This window comes from Reichenbachiella agariperforans (genome assembly GCF_900142205.1).
Taxonomy (GTDB): domain Bacteria; phylum Bacteroidota; class Bacteroidia; order Cytophagales; family Cyclobacteriaceae; genus Reichenbachiella; species Reichenbachiella agariperforans.
The window spans coordinates 1-14,695 of record NZ_FRAA01000011.1 but is presented as its reverse complement, the minus strand read 5'-3'; the positions used below and the strand labels follow the sequence as shown (position 1 = coordinate 14,695).

Genomic DNA, 14,695 nt, shown 5'->3' with positions numbered 1-14,695 from the left:
ATAATTTGATATGATTTGTGTTACGATTTTTTGATAGGTAAGAGTTTGAAAATGTAACCAGGCTGTTCGATTGCCACGTAGATATAGCCATCTGGCGCTACTTTGACATTGCGTATTCGTCCTATGTTATGGAGTAGGCGCTCTTCTTCTACCACTTTCTTTCCTTCGATTTTGCATAGATTTAGATATTTGAATCGCAAAGAAGCGGTCAGTAACTGTCCTTCCCATCCTGGGTATAGATCACTATCGACGAAATCCATGCCACATGGCGCAATAGAAGGTACCCAGTAGTGTACAGGTGATTGCATCCCCTGACGCGTGGTGTCACTGGTGAATATCGTACCGTCATAGTTGATGCCATACGACACTTCGGGCCAGCCGTAGTTTAGGCTAGCCTGGATGATGTTCAGCTCATCTCCACCACGTGGGCCGTGTTCGTGCTCCCAAAGGAGTCCATCCTGTGGGTTGAAAGCAATTCCTTGAGGATTGCGGTGGCCATAAGAATAGATACTAGGTACAGCAGTTGAGTCTCCAACAAATGGGTTGTTTTCTGGAATACTGCCATCGTCCAGAATCCGGTGGATTTTGCCACAGTGATTGTCTAGGTTTTGAGGATTGACGTCTCTGCTGCCCCTATCTCCCACGGAGAAGAATAAATATCCCGCGGCATCAAATTCGATGCGCGAGCCAAAGTGATAAGGTTTTTTGGAGTAGGGTGTTGCCACTATCAAGTCTTTCCCATCTGTCAGACTATCTCCAGCATATTTGTACCGAGCAATGGCTGTAGTGGCAAGGGTGTCGCTCCCCTCTATTTTGATTTTCGAATAGGAGATATATAAGATCTGATTAGCGTCGAAATCAGGATGTAGTTCAATATCCATAAGTCCTCCCTGCCCGAACTGTTGGGTACTAGGTACGCCTTTGATCTTTGTTTTTTCTTGTTTCGCATTGATTCTAAGTAGCTCGCCTTTTACCTCTGTGACTAGGAGATCTCCATTTGGCAAGAATACCATCCCCCATGGAACTTCACCTCCACTATATATTGTATCAAGCTTGAGATCAAAATCTACAGTAGCAGGAAAGGTGTCAGATCGTACGGTCTCTTCTTCAAATTCATATTGTCCAGTATTTTCTATCCCCGTACGGATGTAAGCCACCAAGTCATTAATTTCTTCGTCTGTGAAAGCTGCTTCAAAAGTTGGCATCCCTAAATCGCTTAATCCATACTTGATGGTTTTGAATAGGCTATCTGGCGCATTGCCGTGTTTCCATTTTCTATCAGTGAAAGCTTCCATTTGTGCGCCGTGGCAGCCGCTACAGTTTGTGGTGAAGCGCTCTTTGGCTGCACTAAAGTCTCTTTCTGGGCTTTTGTTAGACTGACAAGCTACCAACCATGCGCCCAAACATAGTATAGTGCCCCATAGTATTGTTTTTTTCATGGGATAAAAGTAAAGAAAGCAGTGCGAAAGATGGTACGTTGTGTGAATTTGGGACAGGAGTAATAGGGAATTGGTCTACTTGTCTATGTTTTTCAAGAGTGCTTTTACAATCAAGGGATGTATCGGACGGATGAAGGTAAAGTAGATTTTGCCGAAGAAGTTATTGATTTCTACTTGTGTGGTGACACTTATGTTTTGTGAGGAGGTGTTTTGATTGGTTATTAGTACTCGGAAGTTAAGATGGCTGTCATCTTCGCCTAAGATAATTTGATGATTAGAAAGTGAGAAGACTTTAAATAGTCCAATGGATGAGCCTACTTTTAGCTCTTGTGTTAGGTTTGGTGCTTTAGCTGTTTTGAGCCCAAAGAAGCTAACGATCTGGTTTCTCAGTTTAAATAGCAGGATGACCCATTTGGGACCAGACCCAAAGATGGCCTTGGCGATGGTTGAAAGAGAATCAAAGTGGTTAGTGATCCTGAAAGTGTCGGAGTAATCTATACGATCTAGTGATGGGTTCATTTTTTTTTAGTGCAATTGTACTAATTAAAATTATATAGTGCAAGTGTACTATTTTGTATCTTTGATGAATGATCAATACAAAGGAGCGGATATTAGATACAGCCTTGGATATGTTCAATGAGTTGGGGATGTCGCAGGTAAGTCAGCGAATGATTACTGAATCAATGAAAATAAGCCCAGGAAATTTGACCTATCATTTTAAGAAAAAAGATGATATAGTGGTCGCACTCTACATGAGATTGGTGGATAGGTTTAGTGAATTGTTTGATCAGGTAGGTGTGGGAGAGGCATCTTTGCAGAAGATGTTTTTGCTATCCGAAGTGATGTATGATGTTATCTATTCGTACCGATTCTTTTTTGTGGATTTTGTTCAGCTGATGCGATTTGAAAAGATTGAACGGCATTATAGAGAGTTGCTTTTGATAAGAAAGGAACAATTTTCTATAGCAGTGGAAGCGTTGTGTCTGGAAGGAGTGTTGCGCAAAGAACAACTCTCGCAGGAGTATGATATGCTATTTGATCGCCTTAGATTGGTGACTGATTTTTTTCTCTTGACTTTGCCTCATCGTGTAGATGACTCTTTGTTGAAGCAGGATTTTTTGAGACAGATTAAATATACCATTTATCCATATTTATCACAGCGAGGTAGAGATGAGTTTCAAAAATGGATCTAAAACAACAAAGGCTACCGATGTGGTAGCCTTTGAGTGTGCACGCGGAAGGATTCGAACCCTCAACCCCCAGAGCCGAAATCTGGTATTCTATCCAGTTGAACTACGCATGCATTTTTTATATCAACAGTATGGTTCAGAAATTCTCTGCCTGTACCTGATTTAAAATACTTTTCTCTAGCCAGAGCTTCTTCTCTTGACTTTATTACCTCGTAATAGACAAGATCTAACGGTCTATAACCTTTTGTGGATCTTGTCTTTCCAGCATTGTGCTGTTTAATTCTAGACACTAAGTTCTGTGTTTGACCAATATAATGCCAATCACTTTTTTTACTTCTAAGAATGTAAACAAAAAACATTCTACAAATATAGCACACACAGGTAACAACTCGAACCCTCAACCCCCAGAGCCGAAATCTGGTATTCCCTGCCTGTCTGCAGACAGGTGTCCAGTTGAACTACGCATGCATTATTAGATAATAGTATTGAGCATCTAGTACTTAGACCAAAAGTCTCAATACTAGATGCTCAGTACTATTATATCAATTCCTTCACCTTAGCAGCAGCGTCTTTCAATACGATCGCTGAGTAGACTTTCAAGCCTGACTCTTCGATGATTTTGGCACCTTCTTCTGCGTTGGTTCCTTGTAGTCTTACAATGATCGGAATATTGATTTCTCCGATGTTTTTGTACGCTTCCACTACGCCGTTAGCTACTCTGTCACATCTCACGATACCACCGAAGATGTTGATCAAGATTGCCTTTACGTTTGGATCCTTCATGATGATACGGAAACCAGCTTCGACAGTTTGAGCGTTGGCTGACCCTCCTACATCGAGGAAGTTGGCAGGCTCTCCACCTGATAGTTTGATGATGTCCATAGTGGCCATCGCCAGTCCTGCACCGTTGACCATACAGCCTACGTTACCGTCTAGTTTGACGTAGTTGAGTCCTGATTGCGCGGCTTCTACTTCAGCAGGATCCTCTTCTGATAGATCTCTTAGCTCGGCTAGGTCTTTGTGTCTGAAGAGTGCGTTATCATCTAAATCTACTTTCGCATCTACAGCCAATATTTTGTTGTCAGATGTTTTCAACACAGGGTTGATTTCGAACATCGACGAGTCGGTACCGAGGTACGCTTTGTATAAAGAGAAGATGAATTTCACCATGCCTTTGAAAGCTTCGCCTTCTAGACCAAGTGCAAATGCTACTTTTCTAGCTTGGAAACCTTGTAGGCCAACAGCTGGATCGATCCATTCTTTGATTATTTTCTCTGGAGTATTTTCTGCTACCGTTTCGATATCCATACCGCCTTCAGTAGAGGCCATGATTACATTACATCCCTTGGCTCTGTCAAGAAGGATACTGAGATAAAATTCCTTCGGGTCAGATTCTCCTGGGTAGTATACATCTTGTGCGATCAAGACTTTGTTGACAGTTTTTCCTTCTGGCCCAGTTTGGTGTGTCACCAAAGTTCCGTTTAGGATATCTTTTGCTTTTGCAGGTACTTCGTCAAGGCTTTTTGCCAAAACTACTCCGTGAGAACCCGTTTCGTTTACGGTTCCTTTGCCTCTACCACCAGCGTGAATTTGCGCTTTGACCACATACCATTCCGTACCTGTCTTTGCGTTTAGTTCTTTGGCAGCTGCAGCAGCAGCTTCAGGAGTGTCAGCAACAATACCTTCTTGAATTGTTACACCGTATCCTTTTAATATTTCTTTAGATTGATATTCGTGAATGTTCATGTGCCTATAGTTTTTTGTTCCCTTTGGGATGCCTTCGGCGCGAATCTACTTCAATAGGATGGTATTTTCAAGAAACGAAATTCTAATATCCGATCTGAGCCCAAAAATCTCAACAACCATCAAGTAATGTGTGGCTCTCGGCGAGAAATATTGTGCATTGGCGAAAGCTTCATTATCTTTTCTCAAATTTTAGTTCCGACTTATTGATTTTATAAACCACACCCTTGCACTACAAAAAATTAAACATCCTACTGTTAGAAAGCTCTACCGAAGATGCCGAGCTCGCATTGTTTGAGCTAAATCGTGCAGGTTTAGAAAATGACTATTTGATTGTCAATAATCTAAAAGACTTCAAAGAGAAGCTATTTGATTTTTTGCCCCATGTGGTAATCTCGGACTATTATTTACCGACGTGTACGGCATTGGATGCTTATGAACTATTAGGGGATATTAATATACCTTTCATCATCATGTCAGGTGATGTGGGGGAGGAAAAGGCAGTCGAGGCACTTAAGTCTGGAGTGGCAGACTATGTCTCCAAGGCTCATATGTCTAGACTTCCGCTCGTAATCGAGCGTGCACTCAACGAGATGAAGGCGGGTCGTCATCGCAAAAGTGTCGAGCATGAGCTAGTACAGAGCAAGGAGCGACTAGAGCTGGCTTTGGAGGGGACTAATCTCGGCGTTTGGGATTTGGATTTCATGTCTAACACGATAGTGTATAATAAAAGGAGTCTCTCTATACTCGGATTGCCGCAGGAGGATGCGATCAAAGAGTTTGCTTACTTTCAGGGAGACGGTGTAGCAGCGCGTGATCACCTCAAAAGAGAGATGCAGGATCATATCGAGGGAAAGACGCCTATGTTTGATCAGGAATACCCAATCAAAAAGAGTGAATCAGGGGATCGGAAGTGGGTGTTGGTAAGGGGGAAAGTCATTCGCCGTGCTCCTGACGGTACACCGCTTCGCGCATCGGGTACGCTGCTGGATGTGACCGAAAAGAAAGAAAACGAAGAAAAACTAGCCAAGAACAAGGCAATATTAGAAAATGCGGAAGCGGTAGCGCAAATAGGTAGTTTTGAGTGGCAACCATTGTCTTCCCGCTTTATCTATTCGGATGGTTTTGCAGAGATATTTGAGATAGAAAAGGGGGATTATCGGCAGTCTATAGAGACACTATATAGGGAGAAGATGCATACTCAGGACCAACCCTACTTCAACGAAATCTTATTTGGTGGACGAGAGTTTTATGATATAGAGCACCGCGTGACACTTACGAATAACGAAACACGGATTTTACGAAACTCTGGTAATATCAAACATGACGAAGAGGGTAAGATCATTTCTATTATGGGAATCGTACAGGATATCACTGAGCAGCGTGAGATCAGTAAGTCAATTTTTAACGCACAGCAGTATGAGCGAAGTAGAATGGCTCGTGATATCCATGATGGCATAGGGCAGATTTTGGTCGGGACTAAATTTAAAATTTCTTCTTTGGAGGCAGATGTGTCTGCGGAGGAATTCGAGCATAAAAAAGAAGAGATAGAGGACCTATTGGCCAGTACGCTAGAGGAGGTTCGGCGTGTGTCACGCAATATGTCTAACCGCCATCTGGAGGAGTTTGGTCTGCGCAAGACTATGGAGTATCTAGTAGAGCAGGTCAGTGATGCGGGAGATTTCGAAGTGAGCTCATCTATAGATATACCTGATGATTATAATATGGATCTGTCCAGTGCAATCTATCGTATCGCGCAAGAAGCCACCAGTAATATTGTAAAATATGCCAAGGCAAGTAATGTCTCGATAAAAGTGGAATCTACCAATCAAAATATTATCTTAGAAGTTACGGATGACGGAGTAGGATTTGATACAGAAAATAATTGGAATGGTATTAAAAATATGAAAGAAAGAACATCTTTGCAAAACGGGCATTTCGAGATTAGCTCGACCGTGGGCAAGGGTACTGTGATCAAATCTTGGTTTCCGCTCAATACTTAAGACCTCAAACCTATGTCAAAAATTAATATCCTAGTTGTCGATGACCATTCCCTTGTAAGAGAAGGGATCATTACCATGCTTTCCATCTATGAAGATTTTAATATCATAGGAGATGCAGAGAGTGGCGAGCAAGCACTCGAAAAAATAGCTGAAGAAAAACCAGATGTGATGTTACTGGACATTAATATGCCAGGGATGAATGGCATAGAGACTGCAAAGAAGGTGCTAGCTGACTATGGGGGCATTCGTATTATCATTCTATCTATGGAGGTGACACAGGATCATATTTCTGAGGCCATCAAGGCTGGGGTAGCAGGATATTTGGCGAAGGATACTAAAAAAGAAGTATTAGCCGAGGCGATCCGAAAAGTAATGGAGGGCGAGCAGTATTTTGGAGATAAAATCTCTGAGGTGATTTTCAAAGGGTTCTACAAGCAAAGCAAAGGAGAGCAAGTAGCTAAGGAAAACAAGGATCTGAGCAAGCGGGAAGTCGAAGTACTGCGTCAGATCGCATCAGGGCTTTCGAACCGTGAAATTGCGGATAAGTTATTCATCTCTATCCGTACGGTAGACGCACATCGTAATCATATCATGCAAAAACTGAGCATGAAGAGTACTGCTCAACTTGTAAAATATGCTATCAAAGAAAAGATTATCGATCTGGAATAGACTGATAGTCTGCATTTTCGTCTAAAAGCTAGGTAATTTTCTTAATACCTTTTCAGGCTTGGTTATATATGACTAAGCCTTTTCTATGTCTAGTGAGATAGCTTCAATCTTTCTTTTGTAAGAGTTGTTTGTATTATTTTAATTAATGTTTAAATAATGCAATTTCCGACTTCATTTTTCATCTTTTTTCTTGTTTTTATTACTGATACTCCTAAAATATTTTTTACGAGTATCCTCTATTTTTTTAGGCTTGGTTTCCATCTACTTTTGAAATGTGGTTAAGATATAAACAAAGTCAAATCACAAACTCCAAACAAGATCTGGAGATTAGCTAGAAAGAATTACACTAGTCACAAAGGGGGCTTTTTATAAGATACGGGATAATACAGGTGGATTAAAAAGGGTCGTTGCAAAGCGATGACTCTTTTTTTAACTCTTTTGATTATCTATCCAAGATACGGGATAATACAGGTGGATTAAAAAGGGTCGTTGCAAAGCGATGACTCTTTTTTTAACTCTTCTCTCATTATCAAAGACACGGGATAATACAGGTGGATTAAGAAGGGTTGTTCGACATAGTGATGTCTCTTTTTTTACTTCTTGTCTCATTATCAAAGACACGGGATAATACAGGTGGATTAAAAAGGGTTGTTCGATAGAATAGCCTTTTTTTATGTCCATACGCTAAAGTTCCTTGGCGATACATATATTTGTCCACTAACAAGTAACGCATGCTCCACGCCAAGAATATTCACAAATCTTACGGTGATCTGGAAGTCCTCAAGGGGATAGATCTACAAGTCAATACCAGCGAAATCATCTCCATCGTAGGAGCGTCTGGCGCGGGAAAAAGTACGCTGCTACAGATACTAGGGACACTAGATGTGCCAGATCAGGGCGTGGTGGAAATCAATGGCAAAAACGTAGTTGGATTGAAGCCCAAGGATTTGGCATCCTTTCGAAATACGCAAATTGGTTTTGTGTTTCAGTTTCATAATCTGCTACCTGAGTTCACGTTATTAGAAAATATTTGCATGCCTGCCTATATTCAAGGCAGGAGGAATCAGGAACTGGATGAGTACGCGGCGTACCTCATGAACTTGCTAGGAATACAAGGACGCAAATCTCACAAACCAGCACAAGTATCTGGAGGGGAACTACAGCGGGCAGCAGTAGCTCGTGCTTTGATCAACAAGCCTTCTTTGATTTTTGCTGATGAGCCGAGTGGGAATCTTGACTCTAAGAATGCCGAGGAGTTACACGGTCTTTTCTTCAAGCTACAAAAGGAATTTGGTCAAGCCTTCGTAATCGTGACGCATAATAAATCCCTTGCCGAAATGGCCGACCGAAAAATCACCATACAGGACGGTTCTATCCTCGGTTGATGCCCATGAAAATATCTAAGGGAGTTCAATATATGCTCATAGCAGCATTCGTCTTTTCGTTGATGAAGGTCTGTATCAAGCAGGTCTCACATATTCCAGCTGTGGAAGTGATCATGTTTCGTTCGGTGATTTCTCTGGTATTAAGTGGTTTTTTCCTGTACCGGCAGAAGGTGTCATTTTGGGGAAACAATAAGAAGGTGCTGATCATGCGAGGAGCCTCTGGCGCGGTAGCCTTAGTGATGTTTTTTTCTCTAGTCCAACAGATACCACTTGCCGCAGCTGCCAGTATGCAATATCTCTCACCTGTGTTCGCTGCGATATTGGGCGTATTCATCGTCAAGGAAAAAGTCAGTTGGAAGCAATACCTCTATTTTGCCATATCGTTTGCTGGGGTGCTAGTGATACAAGGGGTCGATAGCAGGATCTCTGGGTTACATCTGGCGATGGGGTTGGGGGCTTCATTTTTTGCAGGATTGGCCTACAACTTCGTGCGAAAACTCAAGACCACCGAGCATCCTTTGGTGATTATCCTCTATTTTCCATTGGTCACGCTTCCGATGGCAATCGTCGCAAGCTACTTTGTTTGGGAAATGCCAGTGGGCTCTGATTGGTTTTATCTGCTGCTGGTCGGGGTGTTTACGCAGATTGCGCAGTATTATTTGACACGATCCTATCAGCTGGAGGAGATTTCCAAAGTCTCCATCATCAACTATACTGGGCTGTTGTATTCGATTGCATTTGGCTTCCTGCTTTTCGGGGAGACCTATAGCTGGATGAGCTACATCGGTATGCTACTCATTGTCATCGGAGTGGTACTGAATGTTAGAGGGAGAGGGTAAGTAGGTTAGGGGTCTCTATATTTATCTAACCTTAAATCAGTTGCGTAATATTTCTCGTCAAAAAATGTAACGATTTACTTTTTGACGGACTAACATAGTATGCGAACCAGAACTACTTGAATTGGACAAGGAAACGAGGTTTAAGGAAGTAGAGGCAGAGTTTAATGTCTTCTCAACTTATTATTTCAGGTATCTTCCTCTTTTTCCAAAATTCAGTATGAAAAAGTCCCCACCAGTTACTGAACCGATGGGGACTCTTATGAAAATGTCCTTTTTGCTTAAAATTCAGCGTTGCCTGGAGTCCTAGGGAACGGGATGACGTCTCTGATGTTGGTCATGCCTGTCACGAAGAGGATCATCCGCTCAAAGCCAAGGCCGAACCCACTGTGAGGTGCTGAACCGAATCTGCGGGTATCGAGATACCACCAGAGTTCTTCTTTGGGCACGCCCATCTCGTCCATGCGTTGCTCGAGTTTGTCGAGGCGTTCTTCTCGCTGCGAACCGCCTACGATCTCCCCGATGCCTGGGAAGAGGATGTCCATCGCTGCGACGGTCTTGCCGTCATCGTTTTGGCGCATGTAGAAGGCCTTGATGTCCTTAGGGTAGTCCGTCAGAATCACTGGCTTCTTGTAGTGCTTCTCGACCAAGTAGCGCTCGTGCTCTGACTGCAAGTCTGCTCCCCATTCATCGATCAGGTACTTGAATTTCTTCTTTTTGTTGGGCTTAGAATTGCGTAGTACCTGAATCGCTTCGGTGTAGGTGACTCTTTCGAAATCGTTTTCTACGACGAACTTTAATCTGTCCAAGAGGTACAACTCTGGACGCTCCGTTTCTTTCTTGTTTTTGTTCTCTTCGACTTCACGGTCGTGTAAAAACTGCAAGTCGTCCGCACAGTGCTCCAAAGCATAGCCGACGAGATACTGCAGCATTTCTTCGGCGAGATCAGCATCGTCATCGAGATCCGCAAAGGCCATCTCTGGTTCGATCATCCAAAACTCCGCTAGGTGTCGCGTGGTGTTTGAGTTCTCTGCTCGGAAAGTTGGTCCGAAAGTATAGATCTGTCCCAATGCCATCGCAGCAAGTTCGCCTTCTAGCTGACCGGATACGGTCAAGTTCGTTTCTTTCTCGAAGAAGTCCTGGCTGTGATCCACAGCACCTTCTTCGGTCTTCGGTACATTGTTGAGATCAAGGGTCGTGACTTTGAATGTCTCTCCAGCTCCCTCAGCATCCGATGCGGTGATGATCGGCGTGTGCACGTTGACAAAACCTTTCTGGTTAAAGAAGTTGTGCACTGCAAAAATCATCGCATGACGAATGCGGAATATCGCTCCGAAGGTATTGGTACGGGGGCGTAGGTAGGCGATCTCACGGAGAAACTCCATCGAGTGCTTCTTGGGCTGTAGGGGGTATTTTTCTGGATCTGCCTCACCGAGTACTTCGAGCGTTTTGACGATGAGCTCGACGTTCTGTCCAGAGCCCTGAGATGCAACGAGTTCGCCCGTAGCAGCGAGGCAGGCTCCTGTAGTGGAGGCTTTGAGGAGCGCCTCATCGATCAGGTTAGGATCCGCGACCAGCTGTAGATTATTGATGGTGGAGCCGTCATTCAAGGCAATGAATGCTACATTCTTGTTTTGCCTTTTGGTTCTTACCCATCCCTTTACAAGCGCACTGGTTCCAACCTCTCCCGATTGGAGTATGTCCAGTATTTTGGTGCGTTTTTCGCTGCTCACTGTGTTTGTTTTTTTGTTGAAATAAAAATTCTCTAAGACCTAGAGGAAGGCAAAAAAAAGGTTTTTTGCTCTGAATTATGCAATTCGGGAGTTAAAACTCAAAAGTTAATCTTATATGCGATTGATAAGAGGGGTAGCTGGCATTGAATGCAGAGAATCACAACCATCATAATCCCATCCGAAAAAATGGCGTCTAAGATAGATTGGAGGGCTGTTTTTTTATGAGTAAAATATATGCGTAGTGTATACTCTTTGCACCTAAGAGCTAAACGGTAGCGTCAAAAAACCAAGGGCGCTTTTTCGATAAAAGATCGCATCTTTTTACCTTGATCCAGCCATACGAGAGCAGACTACCATATCTCCAGCAATAACCCGCTCAGTACAGAGGACGAAGAGCCAGATGAAAGTGTATACCCCCATAGCAGGTGGAGACACTTAGAGGCTAGATCATTATAGAGAGAAGCCAAACCTAACAGGTCTACCATCAGAGGAGACAAAAAGCAGTCTAAAAACTCAACCTCATTCCACTGCCTCAGGAGTGCCTCCTTGTCATAGATAATGCCCTCATTTAAAGTTTCAATACAGACTTATAACAGCTGACCTCCAACTCTCGCAGACAGTACACCCCGCTCCCAGAAAATGTACCTGTCTTTCTTGGAAAGGCGAGACATTATTTCAAGTCTGGACGGACTTCTGGTTGCGAGAAAAAATGCTGTTTATCCAGTACAAGATGGTTATCTATCACGTCCATCTTGACTGAATGCTTCAAAACTGTAATGTTTTGCATCATAATTAGACGCTCCTCTATACTGATTCGACGAATCTTGCATAGTCGATAAGTGATTATCAAACAGTATGAAAACCAAGCATATACCTAAATCAATTATATGTGTGATTTTTTTATGGTCTAATGTATTAACCTTCAAAAAATCATGAAATCAAAACCGAGCGCTATGAAACAAAAAATCATTATCACTACCTTATTAATTCTTCACTTTTTCGGTATCCATGGGCAGCATCATAATGATATACCTAATAGTGCTATAATGGCCGATAAGGCTGGTGGAGGCACTGCTGCCTGGGCTGACATAGATGGTGATGGAGATACTGATCTAGCCTTTGCGCCCTTGGATTATTTATATTTAGAATTTTATGTCAATGAACATGGAAGCTTCACGGCTAGATCCAGTGGAGTCTACAGTCCTAATGGAGGGAATATAGATTTTGCGGATTACGATAGTGATGGTGATTTGGATTTGGTTGTTAGCAGATCACAGTCCTTTGGTACTGATAATTTCTATCTAAGACTATATCAAAATATTAACGGAGCTTTTAGTTTAGTTACTGACGGGGCGGGTCTACCAGGAACAGAATCCCATTATGCCAAATGGGGTGACTATGATGGAGATGGCGACCCAGACCTAGCTGTAATCGTAAAAAAATTAGGAAAAATTAGAGGAGTAATCTATCGAAATGATGCTGGGGTTTTTACGGATATTGAAGCCAACCTACCTGAATCTGAAGATGGTTCAGTCGATTGGGCAGATTTCGATAATGATGGAGATTTAGATCTTTTGATAACAGGAGATGCTGCCAGTAGTTTCGGAATTCACAGTACTATTTTTGAAAATGACGAAGGAACATTTGTGGAATATGTTGCTGGGCTCACTGGCGTAATGTACAGTACTGGACTATGGGGAGATTATGATGCTGATGGAGATCCTGATCTGGTGATTTCAGGTTCAACTCAATCCTTAAACAACTGGCCATTCGGTATTGCAGAGTCTTTCATCTACCGTAATGACGATGGGGTATTCAACGATATTTCTGCTGAAATTGACAAGGTACTATTCAGTTCAGCTGACTGGGCTGATATGGACAATGATGGAGATTTGGATCTCCTCATGACAGGAATGCCTGAGTTTGGCGCAGGTCCTCCTGATTTTGAAGAAAAGCCCTCTATTTCTAAAATATATGAAAACAATAATGGGACTTTCGCAGCAGTAGCAACGGAACTACCAGGTGTTACTTATGGAGAAGCGCTCTGGTCAGATTACAATGGTGATAACATACAGGATTTTGTGCTATTTGGGTTTTTATCTCAGGATTACTCAAATCCAATTGCTAGTTTTTACACTTCATATATAGCGCCGGAGCAAGATCCATTATTCGTAAAGGATGAAGCGTCAGCGACTCTTTTCGAAAATGTCTTTTTCAGCAACGCTTCTTGGGCGGACTATGATGATGATCTAGATATGGATTTGCTTTTGACTGGACTAAATGGTTTTGATCCCATCAGTTATATTTATGAAAATACGGGTGGTGAATTTGTGCAAAATGCATTGGTACTTCCTGGGATAGAAAATGGAAGTGCCGAATGGGGAGCCTATACCCTAGGACGTAGAGATATCCTATTGGCAGGGATGCACGATAATCAGGAATTTATAGAAGTCTTTCGGTACAATGGACTAGACACATATGTCGCAGCAGATGCTAACCTAAAACAGTTAGGAGATACAGGCAGTGGAAGAGCAACCTGGGGAGATATTGACAATGACGATGATCTGGATATTCTTATAAGTGGCTTTGATAATTTCTTTGAAGATAACACAATAGAGGAAACCAAACTATATCTAAATGACGGTGGAACATACACTGAAACGCCAACAGAAATAGAACCCGTAGCAGATGCAATGATGACTTGGGGGGACTATGACAATGATGGAGACCTAGATCTAGTTATTTCAGGTGACGGGATTAATAAGCTAGTTCATAAAGTCTACACCAACGTAGAGGGGGTTTTTGTGGAAAACACTTCTACTCTCCTTGAAGTATTTTCTAGTGGTGAATCTTGGGGAGACTATGATCAGGATGGTGATCTAGATTTGTTGTTTAATGGGGCTGATATTAATTGGAACTACCATGCGAGAATTTATGAAAATATTGATGGTGTTTTTGTAGATATAAATGCAGGTCTGATAGGTAGTGCCTCTGGTTCGGTAGATTGGGGAGACTTTGATCATGATGGTGATTTGGATGCGCTCGTGAGCGGTGAAGAAAATGACTTGGGTTTACGTACAAGAATTTATCAGAACGATGAGGGCGTTTTCACTGAAATTCAGACCAATATTCCTGGGATAGTTTTTGGAGCGGCCCAATGGGTCAATGTAGGTAATGATCAGGATCTTGATGTATTTATTACAGGTTTTTCGGAAGAAGGAGAGGTTTCTGAACTATGGATCAACACCATGGAGACGAACCAATCACCAATGAGCCTAGAACTGTCTGATAACACTTTGAATCAATCATCAGGAAATGAAATACATGTTGGCAACTTCTCTGCTATTGATTTGGATGAAGATGATATATTGACTTTTTCTTTGCTTGATGGAGCTTCCGAAAATTCAAACGAGTACTTTACAATAGTGGACAATGGACTCTTTGCTAAGTCTACCTCTCTGATGTCTCCAGGTGATTATGTTATTCGTGTGTTGGCCTCAGATGATAATGGAGGTAGAATAGTCAAAGAGTTGGTAGTTCAAATTATAGATGATGTAGCTCCAGTTCCATTAGTTCATTCTGATAAGGTATTTTACATCAATCAAGAAGGAACATTGTCTATTGAAGCTGCGGATATTGACTTTGGCAGTTATGATCCTATGAACGAAGCAGAATTCATAATCTCAATTGATCATAC

The 14,695-nt window shown here is 42.3% G+C and carries 10 protein-coding genes, 1 tRNA gene and 1 pseudogene; 6 read left to right on the top strand and 6 right to left on the bottom strand.

Going from position 1 to position 14,695, the window contains the following annotated elements:
- Positions 1-20 precede the first annotated feature (20 nt).
- Entirely contained in the window at positions 21-1,439 is a 1,419-nt protein-coding gene (locus tag BUB99_RS19040; protein WP_073125311.1) for a PQQ-dependent sugar dehydrogenase, read from the bottom strand.
- A 75-nt stretch (positions 1,440-1,514) separates the two neighbouring features.
- Complete coding sequence (locus tag BUB99_RS19035) at positions 1,515-1,958, bottom strand: DUF2867 domain-containing protein (RefSeq protein ID WP_073125307.1); 444 nt, start codon at positions 1,956-1,958, stop codon at positions 1,515-1,517.
- Positions 1,959-2,026: 68 nt separating this feature from the next.
- Here BUB99_RS19035 and BUB99_RS19030 point away from each other — a divergent pair, with 68 nt between their 5' ends.
- Entirely contained in the window at positions 2,027-2,632 is a 606-nt protein-coding gene (locus BUB99_RS19030; RefSeq protein WP_073125304.1) for a TetR/AcrR family transcriptional regulator, read from the top strand.
- A 36-nt stretch (positions 2,633-2,668) separates the two neighbouring features.
- Here the strand turns inward: BUB99_RS19030 and BUB99_RS19025 are convergent.
- The 3 genes and pseudogenes from BUB99_RS19025 to sucC all read right to left on the bottom strand — a co-directional run bounded on the left by BUB99_RS19025 (position 2,669) and on the right by sucC (position 4,375).
- Positions 2,669-2,742: transfer RNA gene (locus BUB99_RS19025), tRNA-Arg, on the bottom strand.
- Between the two features lie 48 nt (positions 2,743-2,790).
- Positions 2,791-2,988: pseudogene (locus tag BUB99_RS19020) on the bottom strand (GIY-YIG nuclease family protein); the annotation flags it as partial.
- Positions 2,989-3,166: 178 nt separating this feature from the next.
- Complete coding sequence (sucC, locus tag BUB99_RS19015; RefSeq protein ID WP_073125301.1) at positions 3,167-4,375, bottom strand: ADP-forming succinate--CoA ligase subunit beta; 1,209 nt, start codon at positions 4,373-4,375, stop codon at positions 3,167-3,169.
- A gap of 224 nt (positions 4,376-4,599) precedes the next feature.
- Between sucC and BUB99_RS19010 the strand changes: the two genes are divergently transcribed.
- The 4 genes from BUB99_RS19010 to BUB99_RS18995 all read left to right on the top strand — a co-directional run bounded on the left by BUB99_RS19010 (position 4,600) and on the right by BUB99_RS18995 (position 9,268).
- Positions 4,600-6,375, top strand: coding sequence for a hybrid sensor histidine kinase/response regulator (locus BUB99_RS19010; protein WP_073125298.1), 1,776 nt, complete (start codon positions 4,600-4,602; stop codon positions 6,373-6,375).
- A 12-nt stretch (positions 6,376-6,387) separates the two neighbouring features.
- Positions 6,388-7,044 (top strand): response regulator transcription factor, encoded by a 657-nt coding sequence (locus BUB99_RS19005; RefSeq protein WP_073125295.1) that lies wholly within the window; start codon positions 6,388-6,390, stop codon positions 7,042-7,044.
- Between the two features lie 731 nt (positions 7,045-7,775).
- The gene (locus BUB99_RS19000) at positions 7,776-8,429 is read left to right on the top strand and encodes an ABC transporter ATP-binding protein (RefSeq protein ID WP_073125292.1); all 654 of its coding nucleotides are present in this window, start codon (positions 7,776-7,778) and stop codon (positions 8,427-8,429) included.
- A 5-nt stretch (positions 8,430-8,434) separates the two neighbouring features.
- Positions 8,435-9,268: a DMT family transporter gene (locus BUB99_RS18995; protein WP_215978323.1), complete on the top strand. Its 834-nt coding sequence runs from the start codon at positions 8,435-8,437 to the stop codon at positions 9,266-9,268.
- A 278-nt stretch (positions 9,269-9,546) separates the two neighbouring features.
- On the opposite strand, the gene asnS is transcribed toward BUB99_RS18995, so the two are convergent.
- On the bottom strand, positions 9,547-10,998 hold the full coding sequence (asnS, locus tag BUB99_RS18990; protein ID WP_073125289.1) for an asparagine--tRNA ligase: 1,452 nt from the start codon (positions 10,996-10,998) through the stop codon (positions 9,547-9,549).
- Positions 10,999-11,951: 953 nt separating this feature from the next.
- Between asnS and BUB99_RS18985 the strand changes: the two genes are divergently transcribed.
- Positions 11,952-14,695 (top strand): FG-GAP repeat domain-containing protein (locus tag BUB99_RS18985; RefSeq protein WP_073125286.1); only part of this gene is annotated, 2,744 nt, incomplete at its 3' end.

Bases quoted from the DNA above. Each gene is read 5' to 3' on its own strand.
- BUB99_RS19030 (WP_073125304.1), top strand. From the start codon at position 2,027: ATGATCAATACAAAGGAGCGGATATTAGATACAGCCTTGGATATGTTC.
- BUB99_RS19035 (WP_073125307.1), bottom strand. From the start codon at position 1,958: ATGAACCCATCACTAGATCGTATAGATTACTCCGACACTTTCAGGATC.
- sucC (WP_073125301.1), bottom strand. From the start codon at position 4,375: ATGAACATTCACGAATATCAATCTAAAGAAATATTAAAAGGATACGGT.
- BUB99_RS18995 (WP_215978323.1), top strand. From the start codon at position 8,435: ATGAAAATATCTAAGGGAGTTCAATATATGCTCATAGCAGCATTCGTC.
- BUB99_RS19040 (WP_073125311.1), bottom strand. From the start codon at position 1,439: ATGAAAAAAACAATACTATGGGGCACTATACTATGTTTGGGCGCATGG.
- BUB99_RS19000 (WP_073125292.1), top strand. From the start codon at position 7,776: ATGCTCCACGCCAAGAATATTCACAAATCTTACGGTGATCTGGAAGTC.
- BUB99_RS19005 (WP_073125295.1), top strand. From the start codon at position 6,388: ATGTCAAAAATTAATATCCTAGTTGTCGATGACCATTCCCTTGTAAGA.